Here is a 25,997-nt window from a genome sequence, read left to right as displayed (position 1 = left end):
ACCAGTTCAGCTTGCCGGCGATGGCGGTATGTCAGTCACCGGATATGGGGCATTAAACTACGCCATCGCAGGCAAGCCAGCTCCCACATTCGACCGTATTTCAAAGCATGGATCCGGTCACCTGTAGGAGCCGGCTTGCCGGCGATGGCGGTGGACCAGTCAATAAAAATGTGGCTGAAAGACCGCCATCGCAGGCAAGCCAGCTCCCACAGATTCCTCGGTGTGTGTGGGATTTGGCTTGGCTTTACGTCTTGTAAAGAACCAAACCACCCTCCGTCGGTCAATGTGACCAGCACCACATCGGCCGCCCACGGGCTGATATATAGTTCATCCCTCGGACCCTCTCACTACGAGTGCCTCATGCTTAACAAAGGATTGTTCCTGGCCTGCGCGCTGGCCCTGCTGAGCGCCTGCGATTCTTCCGATAAACCGGCTGCCCCGACCGCGAGCCCTGCGGCGGCAACCGTTGCGCCCACGCCCGTCAAGGCGGCGGTGGATGTGGCGGCGCTGAAGCAGCGCTACGCCGGGCGCGAGTTAAGCGTGGTGGACGTGTCCGAAGTGCAGCTCGACGGTGCCAGCACGCTCTCCGTGAGCTTTTCCATCCCCCTGGATCCCGATCAGAAATTCGCCGACAAACTCCATCTGGTGGACAGCAAGTCCGGCAAGGTCGACGGCGCCTGGGAAATTTCCGACAACCTCATGGAGCTGCGCCTGCGCCACCTGGAGCCCCAGCGCAAACTGGTGCTCACAGTTGACGCCGGGCTCAAGGCAGTCAACGGCAACACCCTCGCCGCCGACTACAACGACCGCCTGGAAACCCGCGACCTGCAAGCCACCGTCGGCTTCGCCAGCCGCGGCACCCTGCTGCCGACCCGCCTGGCCGAAGGCCTGCCGGTGATCGCGCTGAACGTCGACAAGATCGATGTCGAATTCTTCCGCGTCAAACCCGGCTCACTGCCAATGTTCCTCGCGCAGTGGGGGCGCAATACCAGCCTGCAAAGTTATGAAGCCCGTGAACTGCTGCCGATGGCCGACCTGGTCTATGGCGGGCGCTTCGACCTGAACCCGGCACGCAACACCCGCGAAACCCTGCTGCTGCCGATCGCCGGCCTCAAGCAATTGCAGGAGCCGGGCGTGTACCTGGCGGTGATGCGGGCTTCCGGCACCTACAACTATTCCCAACCAGCCACGATGTTCACCTTGAGCGACATCGGCCTATCGGTGCACCGCTACGCCAATCGCCTGGACGTGTTTACCCAAGCGCTGGAAGGCGGCAAGGCATTGGATGGCGTCGACCTCGAAGTGCTCGATTCCGAAGGCCGTGTACTCGGCCAGGGCAAGACCGAGAAGGGCGGTCACGCCGAGTTGCCGTTGCCGAAAAAAGCCCGAGTGCTGCTGGCCAAGCAAGGCGAGCAGACCAGCATGCTGCGCCTCGACAGCGCTGCCCTGGACCTGGCCGAGTTCGACATCGGCGGCCAACCCTCGCACCCCTTGCAGTTCTTTGTATTCGGCCCGCGTGACCTATATCGCCCCGGCGAAACCGTGTTGCTCAACGCCTTGCTGCGCGACAAGGATGGCAATGCCGTCAAGCCGCAACCGGTGAGCGTCGAAGTGCGCCGCCCGGATGAACAGGTGAGCCGCAAATTCGTGTGGGATGCCGATGCCTCCGGTCTCTACCAATACCAATTGCAACTGGCCGGCGAAGCGCCGACCGGGCGCTGGCAACTGGTGTTCGACCTGGGCGACGGTAAACCGCAGTTGTATGAATTCCTCGTTGAAGACTTCCTGCCGGAACGCCTGGCACTGGAACTCAAGGGCAGCGACACCGCCTTGAGCCCGGCGGACAACCCGGTGATTCACGTCAACGGTCGCTACCTCTACGGTGCGCCAGCCTCGGGTAACCGGGTCAGCGGCCAGGTCTATGTGCGGCCGTTGCGTGAGGCGGTCAAGGCGCTGCCGGGTTACCAGTTCGGCTCCATCACCGAAGAAGAACTGAGCCAGGATTTCGAACTGGACGAAAGCGTGCTCGACGCCAAGGGACAGGAAGACCTGACCCTGGAAAGCAAGTGGGCCCACGTCAAATCGCCGTTGCAATTGATCGTACAGGCCAGCTTGCAAGAGTCGGGCGGTCGGCCAATCACCCGGCGTCTGGTGCAGCCGATCTGGCCGGCCGAGCAATTGCCGGGCCTGCGTGGGCTGTTTGATGGCAAGGAAACCAATGGTGATGGCCCGGCAGAGTTCGAAGTGCTGGTGGCCAACCAGGAGGGGCAGAAACTCGCCGCGCAAAACCTCAAGGTACGCCTGGTGCGCGAGCGCCGTGACTACTACTGGAACTACTCCGACAACGATGGCTGGAGCTATCACTTCAACGAGAAATTCCTCAACCTTGATGAGCAGACCCTGAACATCAAGGCTGGCGACACCGCCAAGGTCAGCTTCCAGGTGGAGTGGGGCCCGTACCGTGTGGAGGTCGAAGACCCGCAGACCGGACTGGTCAGCAGCCTGCGCTTCTGGGCCGGCTACCAGGCCCAGGACAACACCGAAGGCGGCGCCGTGCGTCCTGACCAGGTCAAGCTGGCGCTGGACAAGCCGGCCTATGGCGACGGTGATACTGCCAACGTCACCGTCACCCCGCCCGCGGCGGGCAAAGGCTACCTGCTGGTGGAATCTGCCGAAGGGCCGCTGTGGTGGCAGGAAATCGATGTGCCGGCCGAAGGTAAAAGCTTCGCCGTGAAGCTTGACCCGAAATGGTCACGCCATGACCTGTATGTGAGTGCCCTGGTGATTCGCCCGGGCGAGCGCAAAGCCAACATTACCCCCAAGCGTGCCGTGGGCCTGCTGCACCTGCCGCTGGACCGCACCCAGCGCAAGCTCGGCGTGACCCTCACCGCGCCAGAAAAAATGCGCCCCAAACAACCGCTGACGGTGAAGGTCGCCGCCAGGAACGCCGATGGCAGCGTGCCGAAACAGGTGCATGTGCTGGTGGCAGCGGTGGACGTGGGCATCCTCAATATCACCGAATACCCGACGCCGGACCCGTATTCCAGCCTCTTCGGCCGCAAGGCTTACGGCGTGGACCAGTTCGACATTTATGGCCAGTTGATCGAAGCCGGCCAGGGCCGTTTGGCCAGCCTGGCGTTTGGCGGCGATGCCGCCTTGGCCAAGGGCGGCAAGCGCCCTGACACCAGTGTGACCATCGTCGCCCTGCAAAGCGCGCCGGTGGTCTTGAATGACAAAGGCGAGGGTGAGGTCAGCGTCAATATCCCCGACTTCAACGGCGAACTGCGCCTGATGGCCCAGGCCTGGAGCGACGACCGCTATGGCATGGCCGAAGCCAAGACGGTGATTGCCGCCCCGCTGATTGCCGAGCTATCGGCCCCGCGTTTCCTGGCCGGTGGTGACCAGACCACCCTGGCGCTGGACCTGTCCAACCTGTCGGGCAAGGCACAGAAGCTCGATGTGCAACTGACGACTGAAGGGCAGCTGGAGCTGGTCAACAGTGCTGCGCAGACCGTGGAGTTGAAACAAGGCCAGCGCACCACGCTGCGCATCCCGGTCAAGGCCTGGGGCGGGCTGGGGCAGGGCAAGGTCAAGGTCACCGTGAATGGTCTGGACCTGCCGGGTGAAAACCTGCCGCCGTTCAGCCGCGAATGGACCTTGGGTGTGCGGCCGGCGTATCCGGCGTTGCTCAAGCACTACCGTGCGGTGCTCAAGGATCAGCCGTGGAGCCTGCCTGCGGGCACCCTGGATCAATTCGATGCGTCGGGGCGCGAGGCGTTGCTGAGCCTATCGAGCCGACCGCCGCTGAACCTGGGGGCGCAGATCAGCGCGCTCAAGGCGTACCCCTATGGCTGCCTGGAGCAGACTGCCAGCGGTTTGTATCCGTCGTTGTATGCCGATGATGCGTTGCTCAAGCAACTGGCGATCAAAGGCGAGTCGGACACTGAACGCAAACGCAAGATCGAGCTGGGCATCGAGCGTTTGCTCGGCATGCAGCGCTACAACGGCAGCTTCGGCCTGTGGGGCGCCGATGGCGAAGAAGAATATTGGTTGACCGCCTATGTCACCGACTTCTTGCTGCGCGCTCGCGACCAGGGCTTTGCCGTACCGCCCGAGGCCTTGAAGAAGGCCAGCGAACGCCTGCTGCGTTATGTGCAGGAGCGCAACCTGATCGAAGTCGACTACAGCGACAATGCCGACCACACCCGCTTTGCCGTGCAGGCCTACGCTGGCATGGTCCTGGCGCGCAGCCAGCAGGCGCCGTTGGGCGCATTGCGCAGCCTGTTCGAGCGACGCAGCGATGCGCGCTCAGGCTTGCCGCTGGTACAGCTGTCGATCGCCCTGCAGAAAATGGGCGACCAACCACGGGCGGACCAAGCCTTGCTCGCCGGGTTGGGAGTGCAGCGCAACGCCAAGGAATGGCTGGCCGACTACGGCAGCCCCTTGCGTGACCAGGCGATGATCCTGGCGCTACTGGAGGAGAACGACCTGGCCAAGGGCAAGCGTGAGGAACGCCTGTTTACGCTCTCGGATTTGCTGGCGGCCAGCCCGTACCTGTCGACCCAGGAGCGTAATTCGCTGTTCCTCGCCGGACGCCTGGGGTTTGCCAAGCCGGACGCGAATTGGCAAGTGACGCTTACCGGTAGTGGGGGTGTGCAGGAGCTAAATAATCAACAGTCGACGCTGGCGCTGGATGGCAAGTTGCTGTCGAGTGACCTGAGCCTGAGCAATCATGGTGAGGCGCCTGTTTATCAACAACTGACGATCTCGGGTTATCCACAACTGCCTCCAGCAGCGGGTGGGGATAACTTGAGCATCCGTCGCGAATACCTGGGCATGAATGGCCAGCCGTTGAACCTGCGCAACCTCAACAGCGGTGACCTGGTGCTGGTGCATTTGGCGGTGAGCGCCAAACAGCGCGTGCCGGATGCCCTGGTGGTAGACCTGCTGCCGGCCGGCCTGGAGCTGGAAAACCAGAACCTGGCGCAAAGCGCCGCCAGCCTGGAAAACGCCAGCAGCCAAGTGAAGGAATGGCGTGAGTCGATGCAGAATGCGGCCCTCAAGCACCAGGAGTTCCGTGATGACCGCTACGTGGCGGCGCTGAAGCTGGAAGAGTCTGGCACGACCCACCTGCTGTACCTGGCACGGGCTGTAACGCCAGGCACTTACCGGGTGCCGCCGCCGCAAGTGGAGTCGATGTACCGGCCGAACTGGCAGGCGGTGGGTGAAACCCCGGCTGACTTGGTGATCAAAGGCAAATAACCTGTAGGAGCCGGCTTGCCGGCGATGGCGGTGTTCAGGGCCTCATCGCCGGCAAGCCGGCTCCTACAAGGGATTGCGGTGTCAGTGCACCACCCAGCTCAGCAGCCACAACCCCAGCATCAACCAGATGATCCCCATGATGATCGACGCCCGCATGAACGCGCGCACGGCCGAATACAGCAGCATCAGGCCGATGATCAGGCTAAGGATGCTGATGATCGAGGTGTCCATGCCCAACGTGCGCGACAGGCCTTCGATAAAGTTGCCGCCAGCGTGGGTCAAGGCACCGAACAAACCGCTGAGCCCGTCGACGATAAAGCGGATGACGGAACCGAGCGCCTGGCCCAACCATTCAAAGAAGCTTTCTACCTGCATATGTGTGTCCTGATGAGAAGGTGGGCGTATCTGTGCCTTTGGTTGTTAATGCGACAGGCTAGTTCCCTACCAGCATAGAGGTTTGACGGTTTAAACATGGGTTTCCTTTATCACGGGTGTACTCGGTTCAATGGGGGAGCTGGCTTGCCTGCGAAGGCGGTGTGCCAGTGACCCAAGCATTGGCTGACCCACCGCATTCGCGAGCAAGCCCGTTCCCACACATATTGCGCTGGGCCTTGGGCATTGTGGTGTTGCTCGTTGCCCTGCTGTGGCTCGCCGACCGCATCTGGCCCTTGCCCTTGCCCAAGGACGACCTGGCCCGGGTGGTGCTCGCCGAGGATGGCACGCCGTTATGGCGGTTTGCCGATGCCAACGGCGTGTGGCGCTACCCGATTCAAACAAGTGAAGTCTCACCCTATTACCTCGACGCGCTGCTCACCTACGAAGACCGCTGGTTCTACCAGCACCCCGGGGTAAACCCGCTGGCGCTGGTGCGGGCGACGTGGCAGAACCTCACCGGCGCACGGGTGGTGTCGGGCGGCAGCACCTTGTCGATGCAGGTGGCGCGGCTGCTGGACCCGCATTCGCGCACCTTCCACGGCAAGTTGCGCCAGTTGTGGCGCACCGCGCAGTTGGAGTGGCACCTGTCCAAGGACGAGATCCTCAACCTGTACCTCAACCGCGCACCGTTCGGCGGCACCTTGCAGGGCGTGGCCGCGGCCAGTTGGGCATACCTGGGCAAATCCCCGTCCCAACTGACCCACGCCGAAGCTGCCTTGCTCGCCGTATTGCCCCAGGGCCCCAGCCGCCTGCGCCCGGACCGTCACCCCCAGCGCGCCCAGGAAGCTCGCGACAAAGTGCTGCGCCGTCTCGCCGAATTTCAGGTGTGGCCGCAGTCAGCCGTCGATGAAGCCCTGGAGGAACCGCTGCTGCTCGCGCCCCGCCTGGAGCCGAGCCTGGCGCCGTTGCTGGCTCGGCGCCTGAACCGTCCCGACAGCCCGCCGTTGATCCGCACCACCCTGGACGCCACCCTGCAACGCCGTCTTGAAGACCTGCTGCTGGGCTGGCGCGCGCGTTTGCCGGAGCACACCTCGGCCGCGATCCTGGTGGTGGAAGAAGAAAGCATGGCCGTACGGGCCTACCTGGGCTCGGTGGACATCAACGACGCCAAGCGCTTTGGCCATGTGGACATGGTCAGCGCCCTACGCTCACCTGGGTCGACTTTGAAGCCGTTCCTGTACGGCATGGCCCTGGACGACGGGCTGATCCACTCCGAATCCCTGTTACAGGACGTGCCCCGGCGCTATGGCGATTACCGGCCGGGCAACTTCTCCATGGGCTTCAGCGGTGCGGTGCCGGCGAGTACGGCATTGTCCAGTTCGCTGAACCTGCCGGCCGTGCAGTTGCTGGAAGCCTATGGGCCCAAGCGGTTTGCCGCGCAGATGCGCATCGGTGGCGTGCCGTTGGCCTTGCCGACGCTGGCCGAGCCCAACCTGGCGCTGATCCTCGGCGGTGCCGGCAGCCGCCTGGAAGACCTGGTGAGTGGCTACAGTGCCTTCGCGCGGGACGGCAAGAGCGCGACCATTCGTTTGCAGCCCGACGATGTACTGCGCGAGCGCCCGATGCTGTCGCCGGGGGCGGCGTGGATTGTGCGGCGCATCCTCAGCGGCCAGGCCCGGCCCGACCGTGACCCGCGTGCCGAACTGGTGCAGCGCCCGGTGCTGGCCTGGAAAACCGGCACCAGCTATGGCTTTAGGGATGCCTGGGCGATTGGCGTGGGGCCGCGTTACCTGATCGGTGTGTGGATCGGCCGCCCGGACGGCACACCGGTGCCCGGCCAGTTCGGCCTGGCCTCAGCGGCGCCGTTGATGTTGCAGGTGCATGACGTGCTGACCAACCGCGACAGCCAGCGCGGCATCAGTGCGCCGGTGAAGCCGGTGCCGGCCAATGTCGGCGTGGCGGCGATCTGTTGGCCGCTGGGCCAGCCCATGAGCCGCTCCGACCCTAACTGCCGCCGCCAACGCTTCGCCTGGACGCTGGACAACACCACACCGCCGACCTTGCAGGCGCTGGATCAGCCGTTGAGCGTGGGGTTGATGGAGCCTGTCTGGGTCAATGCGAAGGGCTTGCGGGTCGATGCCAGTTGCCCGGGAGCGTCGTTCAAAAATATCGCCCTCTGGCCCGCTCCGTTGGAACCGTGGCTGCCCAGGATCGAGCGTCGCGAAGCCCGTATTCCGGCCGCTGATCCCGACTGCCCGCCACCGGCGTTGGCGGTGTCTTCGCCACTGTCGATCGTCGGCGTGCGTGAGGGCGACCAACTGCGTTTGCCAGCGGGCAGCCAGCAAGCACTGCGCCTGAAGCTTTCCGCACTGGGGGGCAGTGGGCGGCGTTGGTGGTTCCTCAATGGCGCGCCGTTGGGGGACAGTGCTAACCAGGATTTTATCAACACCAGTTTCGAGCAATTGGGGCGTTATCAATTGAGTGTGCTGGATGAGGCGGGCCAAACTGCTCGGCTGGAGTTCAGCGTCGTCGATTAGATCGCTATCGCGGGCAAGCCCGCTCCCACATTTTGACCGTGTGAACCCAATCAACTGTGGGAGCGGGCTTGCCCGCGATGGCGGCCTAAAGGTTCACTTGCCTTCAACGCCCATCCCCCCGAAGCTATACACCTTCAGGAGCCCCCGCATGAACCTCGAACACCTCACCGAACGCCTGCACCGCATCCGCGATAACAACGACTGGAAGCCATTTCACAGCCCGAAAAACCTGGCCATGGCTGCCAGTGTGGAAATGGCCGAGCTGGTGGAGATTTTCCAGTGGCTGACCGAAGACCAGTCGCGCCAGTTGCCGGCCGACAAACTGGCCCACGCCGGCCAGGAAGTCGGCGATATCGTGCTGTACCTGCTGTTGCTGTGCAGTGAGTTGGGCCTGGACATGAATGAGGTGGTGCGCGCCAAGTTGGCCGACAGCGAACGGCGGTTCTCCCATGAGTGATCGTCATTTCGACCAGTTGGCCACGCGTTTTGCCGAGAAGATCTACGGCGGCGCCAAGGGGGCTATCCGCCTCGCGGTGCTCCAGGCTGACCTGACTGAAGCGTTGCCAGCGCGTCCGTTGCGTGTGCTGGATATCGGCGCGGGCCTGGGGCACATGTCATTGTGGCTGGCCCAGCAGGGCCATCAGGTGACCCTGGCCGAGCCCGCCGAGCCGATGCTCGAAGGCGCGCGCCAACGGTTCGCCGACGCCGGGCAGACCGCCACGTTTATTCACGCACCCTGGCAAGACCTGCTCGGCCAGCTCACCGAACCCTACGACCTGGTGCTGTGCCACGCCGTGCTGGAATGGCTGGCTGAACCCCACGCGATTTTGCCCGTGCTGCACCAACTCACGGTGCCCGGGGGCTGGCTGTCGCTGGCGTTCTACAACCGTGATGCGTTGATTTATCGCAACCTGCTCAAAGGCCACTTCCGCAAAATGCGCAAGAACGACATGGCCGGCGAGAAGCAGAGCCTCACGCCGCAACAACCGCTCGACCCACGCGAGCTGGCGGCGCAACTCGAAGGGCTTTGGCAGGTCGAAAGCCAAAGCGGCGTGCGGGTGTTCCACGACTATATGCCGGTGGAATTCCAGGCCCGCGCCGATTTGCAGGACCTTTTGGAGATGGAACTCGCTCACCGTCGTCACCCAAGCTTTGCCGGACTTGGGCGTTATTTGCACTGGATCTGCCGTCCGGTTTAAGCGGCCCAGTCTGCGGAGGTCGAAATGCGTCGTCTCTGTTTGATCCTGTTGTCCCTGGGGTTGGGTGCCTGTTCCAGCCCCAACCCGTATGTCGCTGCTTCGGCGCCGATTCCTCCGGCGCCGGCCCAGGCGGCGAATACCTTCGATGCCAGCGCTTATCCGGCGCCGGTGCGTGACTACGGCGCCTACCGCAATTGGGCCTGGCTCAACGGCCAGTTGCCGGCGGGCTCGGCCTGGGCCGACTCGGCACAGATTGCCGAGGCGGTCAGCGGCGCTCTGGACCAACGCGGCCTGCGCCCCCTGCATGACAAACGTGCGCCGGACCTGTTGGTCAGCGCCGACGTGCGCCTGGAGAAACGCCTCAAGCAAGTCCAGGACGACTATGGCTACGGGTATGGCGGCTATAACCGCTATGGCAACGGCTACGGCATGTACAACTCGGTGCCGGTGGTGCGTACCTATGAAGTGACGGTGGCGGTGGTGCGGGTCAACCTGTTCGATGCGCGCAACGGCCAGCCCGTGTGGAGCACCAGCGCGGAGACCACCAGCCAGGGCAGCCTCAGCGAGCGCGCCGACTCCCTGCGCGAGGCCGTGCAGAAGGCAATGACGGCCTACCCGCCCAGTTAACCGCTATTCTCATCTCAAGAACGCCTCGTTTTTTGGAGAACAACCATGCTTCGTCGCATCGCTGCACTTGCTGTCGTTGTATTGCTGGGCGGCTGCCAGACCAATCAGGTCAACCATGACTTTGACGCCAGCCGCGACTTCGGCGCCTACCGCAGCTGGGCCTGGAAAGACCCGGCGCTGCAATATCGCCCGGATGACCCGCGAATCAAGAGTGACCTCACCGAACAACGCATCCGCGAGGCCGTGGGCGAGCAACTCGACCAGCGCGGCCTGCGCCCCGCAGCACCGGGTACCAAGGCTGACGTGAACGTGCAGGCCTACCTGATCGTCGAAGACCGTCAGCAACAAGTCACCACCAACTACGGCGGCGCCTGGGGCGGCCCGTGGAACGGCTACTGGGGTGGCCCGATGTACAACGAAACGCGCAACGTCACCTACAAAGTGGCCACCATCCAGATCGACCTGCTCGACGGCAAGGACGGCAAGCTGGTGTGGCGTGGCAGCGATGAGCAGATGATGAGCAGCACGCCGAACCCTCAGGACCGCAGCAACGCCATTCGCACCACGGTGAACCGGATCCTTTCCACCTATCCACCCCACTAAAACCTGCAGATCCTTTGAAGGCGCTGGCTTGTGTGGGAGCTGGCTTGCCTGCGATGCGGGCACCTCGGTCTTTCAGGTAGACCGAGGTGATGCCATCGCTGGCAAGCCAGCTCCTACAGGGGGCTGTTGTGTCTGTAAAATCGTCATCACCCCTGCCAAGCCTTGACTACACTTCATTGCACCTACGGAGAGTAAGCGCCAAAGGAGTGCTCGATGTCTCCCCGACTTCGTTCCAGGCAACGTGGTGCGATCGGCCTGATGGCGGCGGGTACCTTGGCGCTTGCCTTGATATTCATGCTGCTGGCGGTCGACAGCGGGCGGTTGTACCTCGAAAAGCGCAAGGTGCAATCCATCGCCGATACGTCGGCCCTTGAGGCAGCAGGGCTGGGTGGGCAATGCGGCAGCAGCACGACCGCCAATGCCTATGCCGTGCAAAATGCCAAGCGCAACGGTTTTACCCTGGTGGCCGGCGACAACAGCCGCACGCTGGTGGTGACCTGCGGCACCCTTGCCACCAACGCCAGCAACCTGCGTGTGTTTACCGCCGATGCCACCAAGAACGACGCGATCCGCGTGGTGGCCTCGCGTACGGTGATGACCAGCATCGCCAATGGCATCCTGAACTTGTTCCACGGTAAAACGTTCAACGCGCAGACCATTCTGAGTGCTACCGCCGTGGCGGCCCAGGCACCGCCGGTCGCGCAACTGACCATCCGCAGCAGCCTGGCCACGGTCGACTCCACGAAATCGCCATTGCTGAATTTCACCTTCGGCAATTTGCTCGGCGGCAGCTTGTCGCTGACGGCCGCGGGTTGGAACGGGATCGTGTCTACCAACGTCAACCTGCTCGGTTACCTGGACCAACTGGCCATCCGCCTTAACGTGACGGCGGGCGATTACACCGCGCTGCTGGCGGCCAAAGCCTCCGCCACGGACCTGATTCATGCGACGGTGATGCTGCTGCAAAAGAACGGTGCCGCGGCCACGGCGGTCATCAACAACGTACTGGCGCTGGAAGCTATCGCCCCCAATACCCAACTGCTGACCGTGGGCAGCTTGCTGAACGTGGCCACCGGCACGCCGATTGCCGCCCTGAACTCCACGGTGCAGCTGTTCCAACTGCTGGAGGCAGTGGCGCAACTGTCCAGCAGCAAGAGCGCGGTGAGCGCGGCGGTTCAACTCAATATCCCCCTCGTAGGCAATGTCTCGATCCAGACCAAGGTGATCGAGCCGCCGCAACTCTCGGCGATTGGCAACCCCGCACTGGCCAAGGCCGGGCTGGCCAAGACGCCGCCGACCGATCAGATTTTCGTGCGCACGGCACAAGTGCGCACCCTGGTGGTGGTACAGGCACCGGTGCTCAAGCTGGTGTCGGGGGTGGCCTCGATCCTGACCGGTCTCGCCACGCCCGTGTCGAAGGTGGTGGGTGGTCTGCTGAACCTGAATATTCCTGCGGTGGTCGGGGGTGTCCTGTGCCTGGTGGCGTGCAACGTCACGGACGTGGATATCACCCAGTCCCTGTCCATCTACATCGAGGCCGCCAGCGCCGAGAGCCACGTGACGGATTTCAGTTGTGCCACACCGGCCACCAAGTCGTTGACGGTGCAGGCCACTACCGCCGTCGCCACGTTGGGCGTAGGTTATGTGGACCCTGTATCGGCGTTTTCGTCCTCGGCGCCGGTCAATGTTCAGCCGGTCAGGCTGATCGACTTTGGCGAACACTATTGCATCGTGCTGACCTTGATCTGCGGCCCACGCACGGCCGGGGTAGGGGGCGGCTTGAACTTGAAAGCGTTGTCCACCATCGGCCAGCAAACCAGCCCCTTGCTGTTTCTACCGGTGGCTGAAATGAATGCGACACCGACGTATAAGAGCCCTCCCGGCACAGCGAATATCATCAACAGCCTGGGCGCCACGCTGTCGGGCCTGCAGGTGACTTACGTGCCGCCCACCGGCAGTACGCCCAACAGTGGCAACGCGACGGTGGCCAACGCGTTGACCACCATCATCTCGTCGTTGGTGGGCCTGATCCAGAACGTACTGGCGCCGGTGCTCGACCCTATCGTCAACACGCTGCTTTCGGCCTTGGGCATCAGCCTGGGCAACGCTGAAGTCGGGGCCAACCTCACCTGCCATATGGGCCGCGCTTACCTGGTGATCTAGGCGGCGCTTATCGGCAGTTCCACGCAGAACCGGGCGCCGTGCTCGCCGTTGCTGACACTCAGGCGTCCGCCCATGTTTTCCACGATGCCGTAGCTCACCGACAAGCCCAATCCGGTGCCCACGCCAATCGGCTTGGTGGTGAAGAACGGCTCGAAAATCCGCTCCAGCAGACGCGGGTCGATGCCGCCACCGTTGTCCTCGACCCAAATGCGCACATGGCGGCTGTCATGCTCGGTGTGAACGGCGATCCAGGGGTTCAAACCGGGATTTTTTTCCCGTTGGCTCAGCAGGGCGTCGCGAGCGTTGACCATCAGGTTGATCAGCACCTGTTCCAGTTGGTCGGCGTAACCGATGACCTTCACCGAGAAATCCGCAGGCGTCAGACGCACTTCCACACCCTTGCCGCGCAAGCCTTCGCTGAGCAGCGAGAGCGTACCTTCCACAGCCTGTGCCGGGTCGAAGGGTTGCTGTTCGATTTCCGAGCGGCGGCCGAACACACGCATATGGTCCACCACCTTCGCGGCCCGTTGCACTTGGGCATCGATGCGCTGGAGCTTTTCGGTGAGGTAGTCGATCTGGGCGTCGCCGTTGCTCAAGCGCTTGAGCACGTTGACGATGGCCATGCGCATCACGTTCAACGGTTGGTTGATCTCGTGGGCCAGGCCGGTGGCCATTTCGCCAAGGGTGGCCATCTTGGCGCTTTGGGTCAGTTGTTGCTGGGAGCGGCGCACTTCGGTGTTGTCCCGGCCCACGGCCTGCACTTCCACCAGGGCGCCGCTTTCGTCGAACACCCCACGGTCCGACCACACCCACCAGGCATGTTCGCGCCCCGGCAATTGCAGGCTGATTTCGGCAGTGCTCACGGGGAATTCCGGGGTCAGCTGGCTGATGCGCTGCACAAAGGCGTGGCGCTGTTCGGTCGACAGCCATTCCCCCAGGTTCACCCCCGGCAGTTGCGCCGGCAGGCATTCCAGGTAGTTGGCCAGGGGCGTGTTGCCGAAGGTCAGCGTCAGGTCGGGCCGGTAGCGGCAGATCATCGCCGGGGAGTCTTCCACGAGGATGCGGTAGCGTTCCTCGCTCTGCTTGACCTGTTCGGCCGCCAGGGTCGCCTCGGTGACGTCCAGCCACAGGCCGACCGCTTCAACCGGCAGGCCAAGGTCGTCGCGCAGCAGCTTGGCCTCGTCGAGCAGCCAGTGGTAGTGACCTTGTTTGTCGCGGACCCGGTAGCGACTGCGCACGGTGCCTTCGCGCAGCAACTGGCGGGTGCGTTCGAAATACAGCTCGCGGTCTTCGGGGTGGATCAGCAATGCCAGCGCGGCCCCGTCGCACTCGGCCAGCGTCCAGCCCAGCAGCGGCAGCAGGCTGTCGCTGAAGAACACCGGTTGCAGCGCCCCGTTGACGTAGCGCTGCACATAGATCACGGCAGGGGAGCTGGCGATCACGTTATCCAGACGCGCATGGGCGGCGGCGGCTTGCAGTTGCTGGTTCTTGATGTCGCTGATGTCGAGCATGAAACCGATCCAGCGACGATTGTCGCCCACTCCGAGCACTTGGCCCTGTACGCGGTACCAGACAGGATGTTCGGTATCGCTACGTTGCAGGCGCACGCTGGTGAGCAAGGGTTTGCCCAAGGCTTGCAGGTCATGCAGGCGACTGCCGAGTTCCTGGCGGTCGGCGGGGTGGACCAGTTCCAGCCATAAGTCGAGGGGCTGGCGAGTGGGGCCGTCGTCCAGGCTCAGGCTGCGCAGCAGTTGTGGGGCCAGTTGAATCTCCTGGGTGGCCGGCAACAGCTCCCACCAGCCGGTGCCCAGCAAACCTTGCAGGGCTTCGACGCGCTCCAGTTGCTGGTGATGATGCTGTTCGCGCAACCGGCTCAGCAGGGGGGCGGCGAGGGCGGCGGTGAGGTTCAGCCAGTCCCGTTCGCTGGTCTGGGATTGGCTGTTGTAGAACCCGCACAGCAACCACGCGGCCACGCCCTGCCCATCGCGGTAAGGCACCAGAAAACCGTCGGCATTGCCGAACACGCTGTGCAGGCGCGGGTTGTCGTTGTGGCCCTGGGCAATGTCCAGGCTCAACGGGACGTTACCGTTGACGCTGTCCAGGCTGGTGCCCAGGCGTTGCGCGGTCTGCCACAGCGCGGGGGCGTCGTGGGCGGCGTACTGGCCGTAGATGCGCCAACCCTGGTCGTCATCGTCGAGCAACGCCAGGGCAATGCAGGGGATGCGCCAGCGTTGGGCCACGCTGGCCAAGTGTTCGTTGAGCACTTCCGGCAGGCGGCTGAGGGTGCAGACCCGCAACTGTTCGCTCATCTGGCAGGCCAACTGGTGGTTCTGCTCACGGTGCTGGGCCAACTGGCGGCCGGCCAACAGGTCGCTGACGTCGAGCAGGCGTAGGGTCCAGTGGTCGCCATCGGGCTCGATCCAGCCACGGGTGTGCAGGGTTTGGCCGGCGATGCCCTGGAAGTCGAGGTCCAGGCCATGGCGTTGCCAGTCGGCAGGTTGGCCTTCGATGCTCAGCGCGCTGTTGGCACGCAGTAAGCTGTGCAAAGGCGGCGTGGCGTTGTGGGTCAGGTGTTGGGCGAGCTGCGTGCGCAAGGTGCCGGTGATGCTCAGCACATGGCCCTGAGCGTCCAGTTGCAGTTGCAGGCCATTGAACGCTGGGGGCGTTGCATCGAAAGGCAGCGGGCTGCTGCGGCCCAGCAAACGCCCGAGCAGCTTATCCCCCGGGGTCAAAACTGAAGGCTCGACGTGGCGGAGAGGTAAGTCGGCAGTTTGGGCACTGCGCCTATGCCGGGCAACACCAGCACCGGCAACACGGACGTGAGGCTGGAGGAGGGGTAACTGATCGTCACCGTCAGGGTGGTACCGACGTAGGTCGCATTCACGTAGCTGGGCAGGAATTTGAACGAAGCGGGAATCCAGTTCAGTTGCGCCAGAGTGGCGGCCTGGGCGCGTTGCGTCACCAGGCCTGAGTAGCCGACGGTGGCAGGGTCCAGTGACACGCTGCGGCGCACGCCTTCGGCGGCCGCCTGGTGGAACGACTGCATCAGCAGCAACGGCAGGCTATAGCTGACCAGTCCGTAGAACACGGCAAAAAAGATCACGAACACCAGGGCGAACTCTATCGCCGCGGCACCTTTTTGCTTGCGGGGGAGGCTTGTTTGCATGACCGCGTCTACCCTGACGGCTACTACTTGATATCAGCATAGAATCATTCAGCGAAAAGGGATGTTTTTTACGTGACCCAAGGCTTGGTAATCCTGCTCTGGTTGGTGCTGTGCTCAGTGCAAGACATTCGACAGCGGCAAATCGCCAACGGGTTGACGCTGGGCGTTGGCTTGATCGCGCTTATCTATCTGCTGTGGATGGGTGTCACCTGGATCGGTGCCCCCGCCAGTGAGGGCGGCAGGGCCTTTGCCCTGGCGGTGTTGCTGGGCTTGCCGGGCTATGTATTGGGGCGCTTTGGCGCCGGTGATGTAAAGCTGCTGGCCGCGCTGGCGTTGGCGACTACCCCCGACTATTTGCTGTGGTCGCTGATCGGGGCCGCCGTGGCAATGGGCGCATGGGCCGTTGTGGGTCAAAGGCTTAGCACGCGTGTTGCGCCTGGGCCCGATCAGGCGCCAACAAAGCAGCCGTTTGCACCCTATTTACTGACAGGTTTTGCCTTGTACTGGCTTTGGATCCATTAGTCGCAGAAGGCCTCTATCGCTATGTACATAGTCGGAAAGTAGGTCTACGTTTATTGAGTAGATGTATAGGATTCTTCGTCAGAAGGGATAGGTCAAACTTTTGGCTTGCCAGGCATGGAGTAGCGCGTGAACAAGCTTACGTCAGCAGTGAAAGTGCTCGTGGTCGACGACCAGCCGTTGATCGTTGAAGAGCTCTGTGAGTTTCTTGAAGGCAACGGCTACCGTTGCGTGCCCTGTGAGTCCAGCCGGCACGCCTTGAAGCGTTTCAGCGAAGACACCGAGATTGGCCTGGTGCTGTGCGACCTGCACATGCCGGACATGGACGGTATCGAGCTGGTGCAAGCCCTGCAGCGGGTGGCCGGCAAGCAGCGTGCGTTCGAGGCGATCATGCTCACCGGCCGCGCTGACAAGCAGGACGTGATCAAGGCCCTGCGTGCGGGCATCTCCGATTACTATCAAAAGCCGATCAACCTCGATGAACTGCTCGAAGGCTTGCAGCGCCAGGAAGCGGCCTTGGAGGAGCGGCAGAAGGAGCTGCAACTGGGGCACTTGAACCAGAAATTGCAGTACCTGTCCGAGTCCATCAACGACCTGTACCAGGACCTCGACAAAGTCCGTCGCAGCCCTGCGCAGGACACCGATGGCGATACTTCGGCAGACGACGCAGTGCCGCTTGAAATTCCTACGATCTTCAACCAGCTGTCACCTCGGCAGTTGGATGTTGCGAGGCTTGTGGGCAAGGGCCAGACCAACTACCAGATCGCCTGTGAACTGGGGATCACCGAAAACACCGTGAAACTCTATGTGTCCCAGGTGTTGCGTTTGACCCACATGCATAACCGCACCCAGCTCGCGTTGGCGCTATCACCGAGCAATTCGGCCATGCGTCAGCGGGTCACCGCCCATTGAAGTGGCCGAGGTGAGGGAGCGTGCTCCCCTCACCTCGTCATTTGCTGGAACCGCTTCCTGATTTGCCCCCGGTGCCAGTCTCAAAAAACTCCGGAATCGGATGCTTGTTGCTGTCCAGCCAACGCTTGAACGCCTGGTCGCGCTCAGTCGGGCTCACCTTTTGCGGGATGCTCGAGGCAGCGCGACCGCTCACCTGCAACGTCATCCAGTTTTCGGTCTCGGCCTGCTGCGGGGACGAGGGGCCGGGCTCGATGGCTTGGGCCATCAACGGCAGCAGGGCCAGGCAGGCGAGGTAGTGGGCTTTCATCTTCAACTCCCTATTTCACGGTGGCTGGCAGCGCATCGCTGACGGCGGCCACTTGGTCCTTGGGTTTACGCGCTACCGCCTTGCTCGACGTCTTGAGCTTCTGGGCCCGAACCTGTGCATTGTTCACCTGTTCCGGGCTCAGGCTCAGTTGGCTGACGAGTTGCGCGGCTTGCCCCCAGTTGTCCTGGTAGATCAACAGGGTCATCAGGTTGACGGCGGCCAGTTGGTCGCTCGGCTTGAGCTCCATGGCCGTGAGGAATTCGAAGCGGGCGTCCTCCAGGCGCAACTGGTCGAGGTACACCACCCCCAGGTCATTGCGGATTTTTTCGTTGGTCGGGGCCAACTGCGCCGCCCGTTGCATGTGGGCCAGGGCCTGGTCGTTGCTGCCCCTGGCCGACGCCAGCTGGCCCAGGCCATGCTCGCCTTCGGCAGCCAGGCAAGTGCCCACCAGGCTGCGGTACATCGGCTCGGCTTCGCTGCGGCCCAACAAGCGCGCGGCCCGGGCCTTGCGCAGGCGCACCTGGGGCAGTGCATCGGGCAGGCTTTGCAGGTTGGCCAGGCTGGCGTGCAGCTTGCCTTCGTTGGCCATGTCATCGGCCAGGTTCAGCGCCAGCTCCTGCTCGGCGCTGGGCTTGGAACAACTGGTCGAGCCGCTCAGCGCGGCCCAGGGTGTTTGGCCGTTGGTGGCACAGCCGCCAAGCATCAACAGGCTCAGTGCGCCGATCAGTAGTTTCATCAAAGGCTCCTCAAAAGTTATTCAGGGCGCGGGCGATCGCGATAAAGGCCGGCCCGCCGAGTACCGTCAGCAGGGCCGGGAACAGGAACACCATCATCACCACGGACATCTTGGCCGACATCTTCGAGATGTATTCCTGCAAGCGGGTCAGGCGCCGGTCATCGAGCAGTTGCTTGAGTGCCAGCAGCGACTTCATCGCGCCGCCGCCCTGCGTGATCAGTTGCTGCAGGATTACGCAGGTGTCGGTGAACTCATCCACGGCCAGCAACCGTGCGGTCTTGCCCAGCTCTTCACCCAGCTCCAGGCCGGAGTCGACCCGCGCCAGGATCAGGCGCAGCTCCTGGGTAAGGTCCGGCAACAAGCGCTGGGCCTCGGTGCCCAGCACGCGCAACGATTGCTCGACTGCCATGCCCGATTCGAAGAGGATGCGCAGCAGCGGGATGAACGTCGAAATCTCCCGGGCGATACGTTGCTGACGGGCTTTCGCCGCCGCAGCCAGAATGCGTTTTGGCAGCAGGTAGCCAATGCCCAGGGCGATTACGGGCGCGATCCACGGCGATTGCGCATGGGGGAACAGCAACTGCTGCCCGACCACCGACACCGCCAGCAACACGATGGGCACGCCAACCTGAAAGGCGGCAAACAGCGAGCGCTGGTTGGCCTTGCGCCAACCGATGCGGTTGAGCAGGGTCTGGGTCTCGTTGTCCAGGCTCACCGAACGCTGGGCGAGGGGGCTGGCGCCCAACTGGCGCAGCAGGCTGCCGAAGCGGTCTTCGCGGCTCAGTTGGCCCTGCAGGCGCTGGGTGACCAGGCGCTGGCGTCGGCGTTGTTCCAACCAGCGGCCGCTGATCAACACCACGGCAGCGAGCAGCAACAAGGCACTGGCCAATAACGTCATCTCAAATACTCCGCAACATGCGCCACATGACGAAGGTGCCCGTCACGTCCATCGCCAAGGCACCGAACAGCAAATAGCGCCCGGTTTCATCGTTCCACATCGTCATCAAGTAGCCGGGGTTGATCATCAGGAAGTAGCCGACCATGAGCACCGGCAAACCCGCCAGCACATAGGCGGTCATGCGCGTTTCGCCGGTCATCGCCTTGAGCTGGCGGCGGCCTTGCTCGCGCTCGCGGATCATCTTGATCAGGTTTTCCAGCAGCTCGCTGGCGTTGCCGCCGTAGCGGTGGTTGACCTTCAGGCCCAGGGCAAACAGGCGGAACTCATCCTGCTCGTAGAACTCGGCGAAATCGCTCACGGAGTCCGGCAGGCTCACGCCCATCTGCACGTTGCGCTGAATGCGGCTCATCGCGTGCTTGAGCGGGTTTTCGGTGCTTTCGATGCCGCCCAGCACCGCGTCTGCCAAGGTGCGCCCGGACTTGAGGCTGCGCACGCTGTGGTCCAGCAACTGCGGCAACTGCTCGATCATGCGTTGCATACGCCGTTGGTAGCGCCAGGCGATGTACAGGCGCATTGCCAGGGGCGGTAATACCAGCATCGCCAGCGCGCCCAACCAGTGGGCAAGGTAGTAGCCAACCGGGGCGCACAACGCCCAACCCGTGAGCCATAGCCATAGGCGGTCGGTAGGTTTGCCCAGGCCGGCTCGCTGGAACATGCGCTCCACTGCGGTCCAGGTGGTGCTCGGGGCTTCCTGCACCGGCTGGCCGTCGGTGAGGCGCTCCAGCACACGGTCGTTGCCGGCCTGGCGCAAGCCGTGTTGAAACAGGCGATATGACAGGCCGATGAGGATGATGCAGATCAGCAGCAGAATGGGTCCGGTCATCCGTCCTCTCCCCTCCTGGGCTATGGCAGCGGCAAGGCCGATTCGTGACGCAGCTTGTCGCCTGCGGGGTTGATCGCCTCGCGCAGGAAACCAAAGCCGGTACGCCGGTCCAGGCGGAACAGGGTATTGATGACGTAGACGTCGTCACGCACGCCGACCACTTCCACCACCTCGCTCACGCAGCGGCGACCGTCGGGCAGGCGGGTCAGCTGGATCACCACGTCGAGCGCCGCGCAGATCATCTGCCGCAAGGTCTTTTCCGCCACCACGCGACCGGTCAGGCCCACGAGGGTTTCCAGGCGCAGCAACGCGTCCTGGGCGTTGTTGGCGTGCACGGTGCTCATGGAACCGTCGTGGCCGGTGTTCATCGCGGTCATTACATCGAGCACTTCCACACCGCGGATTTCGCCGAGGATGATGCGGTCGGGGCGCATCCGCAGGGCGTTGCGGATCAGGTCACTGGCCTTGACCTCGCCGTGGCCTTCGGCATTTGGCGGGCGGGTTTCCAGGCGCACCACGTGGGGGTGGCCCAGTTGCAGTTCGGCCACGTCTTCGATGGTCACCAGGCGCTCGTGAGGGTTGATCAACTGGCTGAGAATGTTGAGCAAGGTGGTCTTGCCGGTGCCCGTACCGCCGCTGATCAAGACGTTGCAGCGCTTGCCCACCGCCTCCTGGAAGAACTCGAAGATGCTTTGGTCGATGGTTTGCATCGCCACCAGGTCGCTGCTCTTGAGCATGTCCTTGCGAAACTTACGAATCGACAGGCAGGGACCGTCCAGGGCAATCGGCGGGATGATCGCATTGACCCGGCTGCCATCGGGCAGGCGCGCGTCCACCATCGGCGAAGACTCGTCCAGGCGCCGGCCCAGCGGCGCCAGGATGCGCTGCATCACCCGCTCCACGTGGTGGGCGTCGATAAAACGCAGGTCGCTTTGGTGCAGCAGGCCGTCGCGCTCGATAAACACTCGGTGCGGGCCGTTGACCAGGATCTCGGTCACCGACGGGTCGCGCAACAGCACTTCCAGGGGGCCGAAGCCGGTAAGTTCGTCGACGATTTCTTCGGCCAGGCGTTCCATTTCGTAGCGGGAAATCGCCAGGTGCATGCGCGTGATGTACTCGGACACTTTGTCGATCACAAACTGCGCGAGGGATTGGCGCGAACCTTCCAGCAGGTTTTTGCCCGACTCTTCGATGGCATCGATGATGTAGCGATGCAGCACCAGTTTCAGGCCGTCGTGGTCGCTGTGGCCCGCCGCGCCACGGGCGGGTGCGCCGAAGAGTTTTTCGCCGTTCATCGACCACTTCCCATCAGGCGCTCGAACCAGCTCATCGACGGTTTCGCCAGGCCTTCGGAGCGTTTGGCCAGGCGTTCGCCCAGGGTTTTCAAGGCGTGGGTCAGGTTCTCGCGGGGCGACAAGGTGAACAGGGTCTGGCCCTGGTTCTTGGCATTCAGGCGCACCTCCGGGCTGAACGGCAGCACGGCAATCACCTCCAGGCCGAAGCTTTTGCCGAGGGCTTCGGTGTCGGGGGCGCAGCCCTTGAGGTAGCGGTCGACCAGCAGCTTGGCGTGATCCAGGCGCATGCCTTTTTCGCGCCATTGATTCAGCACTGCAAGGTTGCGTCGGCAGTCGAGCACGCTCTGGTCGGTGCACCACAGCAGCTTGTCGCAATGGCTGACAAAGGTGCGCAGCGCTTCGCTGTCGGGCTGGCCGGTAAGGTTCACCACGATGTGCTGGAAGTGTTGGCGCAGGGCGCTGAGCAGCATGTACAGCTCGGCGGCGCTGGTCAGTTCCAGCGGCTCATCGCTGGGAGCATAGGCAAGGATGCGCAAGCCGTCCTCGGCGGTGGCGAAGGCGCTGTTGATCAGGGTGGTGTCGAGGCGGCGCAGGTGACGCAGGGCGTCGCCGAAGTTGAAGGTACTTTCCAGGCCCAGCAGCGCCAGGCTGTCGCCCCGTGGCAGGCCCAGGTCGAGCAGCAAGGTCTGTTGCCCGCTCTTTTGCACCACCATGGCCAGGTGGCTGGCCAGCAAGGCTCCGTCCGCGTTGCCTTGGGTGCCGTAGAGCACGGTGAGGCCGCCCAGTTGGGTATTCGGCGTGGCAGGTGGCAGGCGTTTGCTCAGGCGCCGCACCAGCCCGGCCACTTCGCTGGAGCGTGAACCGTAGGCGACGAAGTCCCGTGCTCCGGCGCGCATGGCATTGAGCACGAGCTGGTTGTCCATGCCATCGCCGAGCGCCACGATTGCCAGCATCGGCTTGGCTTCCAGCGCGCCTTCGATCAATGCGCTTTGGGCCACCACGTGCTCACGGTCCAGGCCCACGAACACCAGGTTGGCGAAGGTCACGTCCACCAGTGCCAACAGTTCATCCAGGCTGCCGCCACCGGCACTGACCACCTGGCCCAAGGGTGCGAGGGCACCCTGCAGCCATTCCAGGTCGGTGGTGTTGCGGGTAATTGCCAGAAACGTCTGGCTCAGGCTATCGCTCATTGGGAAAGTCCACTGCGACGGTCGAAGTTGCCGTTTTCCAGGAAGAACAGGCGGTACCAGTTCGGGTCGTAGTTGCGCAGTTTTTCACCGGGCAACGAGGGCAGTTGGGCGTTGGCAGCCAGCGGTTGCACCAAATGCGGCGTGACGATCATCAACAGCTCTTTCTCTTCGCGGCTGATATTGGAGTCGCGGAAAAACGCCCCCAGGATCGGGATGTCACCCAGCCCCGGAAACTTGCTGATAGAGGATCGGTTGGTACTGCTGATCAGGCCGCTGATCACGAAGCTTTCGCCATCGGCCAGGGACACACTGGTGTCGGTACGGCGCACGGTGAGGGCGGGCACCTGGATGCCTTCGATTTGCACTGCGTTGCTGTAGTCCAGCTCGCTGACTTCGGGTGCCACCTTGAGGGTGATGCGGTTACGGTCGATGACGGTGGGTGTGAGGGTCAGGCGGATACCGAACTCCTTGTATTCGATGGAGATGCTGTCGCTGCCGCTGCTGGGCACCGGGATCGGCACTTCGCCACCGGCGAGGAAGGTCGCGCTCTGCCCGCTGAGGGCCACCAGGCTGGGACGTGACAGGGTGTAGGCGAAGCCGCTCTGCTCCAGGGCGTTGATCATGGCCGAGATCCGCCCGCCACCAAAACCGATGTTGAAGAAACCGTTGTTCACCCCCTGCCCACGGAAACTGTTGGCGGTGGTGGCGGGAATGGAGCCGTTGCCCGGGCTGCCGAACAGGAAGTTGCCGCCCTGGCCGAACAGCGACGTGCTGGCCTCCTTGAGCTTGGTACGGCTGACTTCGACGAAGCGGATATCGGTCTGCACCTGGCTGGGCAACGTCGGGTCTTCGGACGGCGACAGCGACAGGCTGGTCAGGGCCGAGGTGGCCTTGCCTTTGACGAACACCATGCTCTGGCGCGGGGTGGTCGAGCAACCGGTCCAGACCATCAGGCTGGTCGCCCCGGCGCCAACGCCGGTCAACAGGAAGTTGCGGTCGCCGTTGATCCGTACATCGGCAATCCTGGGGTCGCCGATGGCCAATCGTGTAATGGCGACCGGCGATTGCAGTTCCTGTTGCAACCCTTCTCCCACCTCAACCACGGCGGGCAACTGGCCCAGAGCGCTGCAGCTACCTGGCGCGGCGAAGGCCATGCCCACGGGCAGGCTCGACAGCATCAGGACCAAGGCCATTTGAGCGTAGCGATGGCTCATTCAAGGCTTCCTTGTTCAATCAGGGCGTTTGTTGGGCGGCTTGCGCACCACGGATCACTTCAATGCCACGGCGTTGGCCGCCAGGAGCGGTCGCGACCGGTGCGATTCTTTTTGGCGGGGGCGCCATCGCCAACTGGGTGAATTGGTAGAGATCGCGGTCGGCGCTTTGCACTTTTTCCGCTGAGTCGTTTTCGCCGGCCCAGTAACGGCTCAGCAGTTGTTCGTCGGCGCTGCGTACGGCCAGGCGCAAAATGCCTGCCTGGGACGCCAGCATCAGACGACTCAATAAGGGTTCGGGAACCGCCAGCACCACCGTGCGCGCGGCGGCTCGGCGTTGGGCGGCCTGGGCTTTTTCTTCGGGTGTGGAGGGCGGCAGGACGGCGGGTTTGCCGTCATTGGCCAAGCCGACCTGGTCGCCCACGCTGAGCAGACGCATGGCCGGAAGCACCACCTGCGCCGACTGCTCGGTATTGCCGGGCTCCTGGCGCAGGAACAGCAGGATATCGACGAAGTCGCCGGGGCTCAGTTGGCCTCCCGCGCCGATCACCTCGTCGACAGGCACCGCCAGGGCGCGCTCGTCTGGGCGAATCATGCGGGCCAGCGGGCCACCGGCGCTGAAGCTTTCCTCGCTTAACCAGTTGCCGGCACCCAAGGTGCGCAGCGGAATACGGCCGATGGCCTGGTCGAGGCGGGTGAGGCTGCCCGCGGGCACGGTGCGCAGGTTTTCGATGACCAGGTCAGTGGCGGCGAGGGGGACGAAGGGGGGCACGTCATGCACCAGCACCACCACCGGCTGGCGGGTTTTGTCTTCGACGGCGGCGACGCTGTTTTCGACGGAAATGACAGGTGCTGCAACAGGTTCCGGTGCGCGGCTCAGCGCCAGACCCCAATAGCCGGCGATCAAGGCTCCTATTAGAAGTACGCCGGCCAGGATCATGCTGAAACGACTGTTCATGACGGCTCTCCTTATCCCGTTGCAACGCTGCCCGATAATCCAAACGGGTTAATCCGCAACACTGGCTGCTATGAACATCTAACTATTTCGCTATTGGAAGGTAGTTCAGCTAGGACGAAATGCCATTACCCGCGGCAAAATTTCTCTGAACTAAAAAAGTTTTCATGAAAAGCACGGTTTTATGACGCCAACTTTACGACTAATACTTTGTGATTAATTCGTTCTTACAGTTGTGAGGGTGAGGTTTGTTGACAATGCTCTAATGGCACACGGCAATCATCGTGCAACACAGCTGTACCGGCGCTCTGCGGCGCATTAGGGAGAAGTATTATGTTCCTTGACTTGATCTTGAAGGCGTTTGTCCAGACCCAGTTGTTTTTTCGACGCAGGGATGGGGCATCGGCCATCGAATATGTGATTATCGTGGCGATTGTCGCGCTGGTAATTATCGGTGCGGGTTCTGGGCTCGGCGATAAGATCAAAGGTGTTTTCACTTCTGTATCAAATGCGTTACCGGCGGGTAGTGGTACTTGATTTTTAACTAAGTTGCATACAACGCTCTGTTGGCGAACATTAATCACTGGGTATCGTCTATGACACCGTCGTCGTCTCGCCGCCAGCAAATCCTATTGGTGGACGATGAAGAGGACGCCCTGATCGAACTTGCCGAATCCCTCGAAAATGAGGGATTCGTGTGCTTCACCGCCACCTCTGTCACTTTCGCCTTGCAGGAGCTGACCCTCAACCCGGATATCGCCCTGGTCATCACCGATCTGCGCATGCCCGAGGAGAGTGGCATCTCACTGATCAAGCGCCTGCGCGAACACACCTCGCGCTCACACTTGCCGGTCATTGTGATGTCGGGCCATGCTGAAATGGACGACGTCAGCGACATGCTGCGTCTGCAGGTACTGGACCTGTTCCGCAAGCCGATCTACCTGGTGCGCCTGATCGACACCTTGAACAGCCTGTTCCCCCTCCCCAAACCCCGCCTCTGATTGTAGTGAGCGGGCTTGCCCCGCGCCGAGGCCCCCAAGCCCGAATGAAGGATCGCGTCCCCAACGCAAGGCCGCGCCTTTGTAGTGAGCGGGTTTACCCCGCGCCAGGCGGCAACTCCCCCCCAAACTATTCGACGCGGGTTGGTTGAAGGCATGAG

Annotated in this window: 22 protein-coding genes; 11 read left to right on the top strand and 11 right to left on the bottom strand. The window is 62.9% G+C overall.

The annotated features are described in order from the left end of the window. The first annotated feature begins 360 nt into the window (after window positions 1-360). Window positions 361-5,262, top strand: coding sequence for an alpha-2-macroglobulin (locus HX792_RS29900; RefSeq protein ID WP_176999431.1), 4,902 nt, complete (start codon window positions 361-363; stop codon window positions 5,260-5,262). Between the two features lie 81 nt (window positions 5,263-5,343). Here HX792_RS29900 and HX792_RS29895 read toward each other — a convergent pair whose 3' ends face one another. Beyond that, window positions 5,344-5,637 carry a hypothetical protein gene (locus HX792_RS29895; protein WP_176999430.1) on the bottom strand — a complete coding sequence of 98 codons (294 nt, stop codon included), beginning with the start codon at window positions 5,635-5,637 and terminating at the stop codon, window positions 5,344-5,346. A gap of 224 nt (window positions 5,638-5,861) precedes the next feature. Between HX792_RS29895 and pbpC the strand changes: the two genes are divergently transcribed. From pbpC to HX792_RS29865, 6 genes are all read left to right on the top strand, one after another. Then, entirely contained in the window at window positions 5,862-8,174 is a 2,313-nt protein-coding gene (gene pbpC / locus HX792_RS29890) for a peptidoglycan glycosyltransferase PbpC (protein WP_218172849.1), read from the top strand. Between the two features lie 148 nt (window positions 8,175-8,322). Continuing rightward, entirely contained in the window at window positions 8,323-8,631 is a 309-nt protein-coding gene (locus tag HX792_RS29885) for a MazG-like family protein (RefSeq protein ID WP_176999429.1), read from the top strand. After that, the gene (locus HX792_RS29880; protein ID WP_176999428.1) at window positions 8,624-9,373 is read left to right on the top strand and encodes a methyltransferase; all 750 of its coding nucleotides are present in this window, start codon (window positions 8,624-8,626) and stop codon (window positions 9,371-9,373) included. The genes HX792_RS29885 and HX792_RS29880 overlap by 8 nt, the downstream gene beginning before the upstream one ends. A 24-nt stretch (window positions 9,374-9,397) precedes the next feature. Next, window positions 9,398-10,000 (top strand): DUF4136 domain-containing protein, encoded by a 603-nt coding sequence (locus tag HX792_RS29875; protein ID WP_176999427.1) that lies wholly within the window; start codon window positions 9,398-9,400, stop codon window positions 9,998-10,000. Window positions 10,001-10,045: 45 nt separating this feature from the next. Continuing rightward, window positions 10,046-10,603, top strand: coding sequence for a DUF4136 domain-containing protein (locus HX792_RS29870; RefSeq protein WP_176999426.1), 558 nt, complete (start codon window positions 10,046-10,048; stop codon window positions 10,601-10,603). Between the two features lie 213 nt (window positions 10,604-10,816). Next, entirely contained in the window at window positions 10,817-12,766 is a 1,950-nt protein-coding gene (locus HX792_RS29865) for a pilus assembly protein TadG-related protein (protein WP_176999425.1), read from the top strand. On the opposite strand, the gene HX792_RS29860 is transcribed toward HX792_RS29865, so the two are convergent. Together HX792_RS29860 and HX792_RS29855 are read right to left on the bottom strand one after the other, a co-directional pair. Next, the gene (locus HX792_RS29860) at window positions 12,763-15,498 is read right to left on the bottom strand and encodes a PAS domain-containing sensor histidine kinase (protein WP_176999424.1); all 2,736 of its coding nucleotides are present in this window, start codon (window positions 15,496-15,498) and stop codon (window positions 12,763-12,765) included. The genes HX792_RS29865 and HX792_RS29860 overlap by 4 nt on opposite strands. Beyond that, window positions 15,495-15,932, bottom strand: a complete 438-nt coding sequence (locus HX792_RS29855) for a TadE/TadG family type IV pilus assembly protein (RefSeq protein WP_176999423.1) — start codon at window positions 15,930-15,932, stop codon at window positions 15,495-15,497. Before HX792_RS29855 ends, HX792_RS29860 begins: the two co-directional genes overlap by 4 nt. Window positions 15,933-16,004: 72 nt before the next feature. Between HX792_RS29855 and HX792_RS29850 the strand changes: the two genes are divergently transcribed. Further along, window positions 16,005-16,454 carry a prepilin peptidase gene (locus HX792_RS29850; RefSeq protein ID WP_176999422.1) on the top strand — a complete coding sequence of 150 codons (450 nt, stop codon included), beginning with the start codon at window positions 16,005-16,007 and terminating at the stop codon, window positions 16,452-16,454. 126 nt (window positions 16,455-16,580) lie between these two features. Beyond that, the gene (locus HX792_RS29845; RefSeq protein WP_176999421.1) at window positions 16,581-17,363 is read left to right on the top strand and encodes a response regulator transcription factor; all 783 of its coding nucleotides are present in this window, start codon (window positions 16,581-16,583) and stop codon (window positions 17,361-17,363) included. Window positions 17,364-17,400: 37 nt separating this feature from the next. Here the strand turns inward: HX792_RS29845 and HX792_RS29840 are convergent, their stop codons facing one another. The 8 genes from HX792_RS29840 to cpaB are packed head-to-tail and all read right to left on the bottom strand — an operon-like array spanning window position 17,401 to window position 24,841. Further along, complete coding sequence (locus tag HX792_RS29840) at window positions 17,401-17,670, bottom strand: DUF3613 domain-containing protein (RefSeq protein ID WP_176999420.1); 270 nt, start codon at window positions 17,668-17,670, stop codon at window positions 17,401-17,403. 10 nt (window positions 17,671-17,680) lie between these two features. Further along, window positions 17,681-18,406 (bottom strand): tetratricopeptide repeat protein, encoded by a 726-nt coding sequence (locus tag HX792_RS29835; protein WP_176999419.1) that lies wholly within the window; start codon window positions 18,404-18,406, stop codon window positions 17,681-17,683. A gap of 10 nt (window positions 18,407-18,416) precedes the next feature. Continuing rightward, entirely contained in the window at window positions 18,417-19,304 is an 888-nt protein-coding gene (locus tag HX792_RS29830; protein ID WP_176999418.1) for a type II secretion system F family protein, read from the bottom strand. A 1-nt stretch (window position 19,305) separates the two neighbouring features. Beyond that, window positions 19,306-20,187 carry a type II secretion system F family protein gene (locus tag HX792_RS29825; protein ID WP_176999417.1) on the bottom strand — a complete coding sequence of 294 codons (882 nt, stop codon included), beginning with the start codon at window positions 20,185-20,187 and terminating at the stop codon, window positions 19,306-19,308. Window positions 20,188-20,207: 20 nt separating this feature from the next. Beyond that, the gene (locus tag HX792_RS29820) at window positions 20,208-21,482 is read right to left on the bottom strand and encodes a CpaF family protein (protein WP_176999416.1); all 1,275 of its coding nucleotides are present in this window, start codon (window positions 21,480-21,482) and stop codon (window positions 20,208-20,210) included. Further along, window positions 21,479-22,672 carry a pilus assembly protein gene (locus HX792_RS29815; protein ID WP_176999415.1) on the bottom strand — a complete coding sequence of 398 codons (1,194 nt, stop codon included), beginning with the start codon at window positions 22,670-22,672 and terminating at the stop codon, window positions 21,479-21,481. Before HX792_RS29815 ends, HX792_RS29820 begins: the two co-directional genes overlap by 4 nt. Continuing rightward, window positions 22,669-23,886 (bottom strand): type II and III secretion system protein family protein, encoded by a 1,218-nt coding sequence (locus HX792_RS29810; RefSeq protein WP_176999414.1) that lies wholly within the window; start codon window positions 23,884-23,886, stop codon window positions 22,669-22,671. Before HX792_RS29810 ends, HX792_RS29815 begins: the two co-directional genes overlap by 4 nt. A gap of 19 nt (window positions 23,887-23,905) precedes the next feature. After that, window positions 23,906-24,841: a Flp pilus assembly protein CpaB gene (gene cpaB / locus HX792_RS29805; RefSeq protein ID WP_176999413.1), complete on the bottom strand. Its 936-nt coding sequence runs from the start codon at window positions 24,839-24,841 to the stop codon at window positions 23,906-23,908. A gap of 330 nt (window positions 24,842-25,171) precedes the next feature. Here cpaB and HX792_RS29800 point away from each other — a divergent pair, with 330 nt between their 5' ends. Both HX792_RS29800 and HX792_RS29795 read left to right on the top strand, forming a co-directional pair. Beyond that, window positions 25,172-25,375: a Flp family type IVb pilin gene (locus tag HX792_RS29800; protein WP_176999412.1), complete on the top strand. Its 204-nt coding sequence runs from the start codon at window positions 25,172-25,174 to the stop codon at window positions 25,373-25,375. Window positions 25,376-25,434: 59 nt separating this feature from the next. Further along, window positions 25,435-25,839, top strand: coding sequence for a response regulator (locus HX792_RS29795; RefSeq protein ID WP_176999411.1), 405 nt, complete (start codon window positions 25,435-25,437; stop codon window positions 25,837-25,839). The last annotated feature ends 158 nt before the right edge of the window (window positions 25,840-25,997 follow it).

This window comes from Pseudomonas sp. B6002 (genome assembly GCF_013385985.1).
Lineage (GTDB): Bacteria > Pseudomonadota > Gammaproteobacteria > Pseudomonadales > Pseudomonadaceae > Aquipseudomonas.
The sequence above is the reverse complement of the archived record's forward strand: the minus strand, read 5'-3'. Positions and strand labels throughout refer to the sequence as shown.

Excerpts from the sequence above, each read along its gene's own strand:
- HX792_RS29900 (WP_176999431.1), top strand. The coding sequence starts at position 361 with ATGCTTAACAAAGGATTGTTCCTGGCCTGCGCGCTGGCCCTGCTGAGC.
- HX792_RS29895 (WP_176999430.1), bottom strand. The coding sequence starts at position 5,637 with ATGCAGGTAGAAAGCTTCTTTGAATGGTTGGGCCAGGCGCTCGGTTCC.
- HX792_RS29885 (WP_176999429.1), top strand. The coding sequence starts at position 8,323 with ATGAACCTCGAACACCTCACCGAACGCCTGCACCGCATCCGCGATAAC.
- HX792_RS29880 (WP_176999428.1), top strand. The coding sequence starts at position 8,624 with ATGAGTGATCGTCATTTCGACCAGTTGGCCACGCGTTTTGCCGAGAAG.
- HX792_RS29875 (WP_176999427.1), top strand. The coding sequence starts at position 9,398 with ATGCGTCGTCTCTGTTTGATCCTGTTGTCCCTGGGGTTGGGTGCCTGT.
- HX792_RS29870 (WP_176999426.1), top strand. The coding sequence starts at position 10,046 with ATGCTTCGTCGCATCGCTGCACTTGCTGTCGTTGTATTGCTGGGCGGC.
- HX792_RS29865 (WP_176999425.1), top strand. The coding sequence starts at position 10,817 with ATGTCTCCCCGACTTCGTTCCAGGCAACGTGGTGCGATCGGCCTGATG.
- HX792_RS29855 (WP_176999423.1), bottom strand. The coding sequence starts at position 15,932 with ATGCAAACAAGCCTCCCCCGCAAGCAAAAAGGTGCCGCGGCGATAGAG.
- HX792_RS29840 (WP_176999420.1), bottom strand. The coding sequence starts at position 17,670 with ATGAAAGCCCACTACCTCGCCTGCCTGGCCCTGCTGCCGTTGATGGCC.
- HX792_RS29835 (WP_176999419.1), bottom strand. The coding sequence starts at position 18,406 with ATGAAACTACTGATCGGCGCACTGAGCCTGTTGATGCTTGGCGGCTGT.
- HX792_RS29830 (WP_176999418.1), bottom strand. The coding sequence starts at position 19,304 with ATGACGTTATTGGCCAGTGCCTTGTTGCTGCTCGCTGCCGTGGTGTTG.
- HX792_RS29825 (WP_176999417.1), bottom strand. The coding sequence starts at position 20,187 with ATGACCGGACCCATTCTGCTGCTGATCTGCATCATCCTCATCGGCCTG.
- HX792_RS29820 (WP_176999416.1), bottom strand. The coding sequence starts at position 21,482 with ATGAACGGCGAAAAACTCTTCGGCGCACCCGCCCGTGGCGCGGCGGGC.
- HX792_RS29815 (WP_176999415.1), bottom strand. The coding sequence starts at position 22,672 with ATGAGCGATAGCCTGAGCCAGACGTTTCTGGCAATTACCCGCAACACC.
- HX792_RS29810 (WP_176999414.1), bottom strand. The coding sequence starts at position 23,886 with ATGAGCCATCGCTACGCTCAAATGGCCTTGGTCCTGATGCTGTCGAGC.
- cpaB (WP_176999413.1), bottom strand. The coding sequence starts at position 24,841 with ATGAACAGTCGTTTCAGCATGATCCTGGCCGGCGTACTTCTAATAGGA.
- HX792_RS29800 (WP_176999412.1), top strand. The coding sequence starts at position 25,172 with ATGTTCCTTGACTTGATCTTGAAGGCGTTTGTCCAGACCCAGTTGTTT.
- HX792_RS29795 (WP_176999411.1), top strand. The coding sequence starts at position 25,435 with ATGACACCGTCGTCGTCTCGCCGCCAGCAAATCCTATTGGTGGACGAT.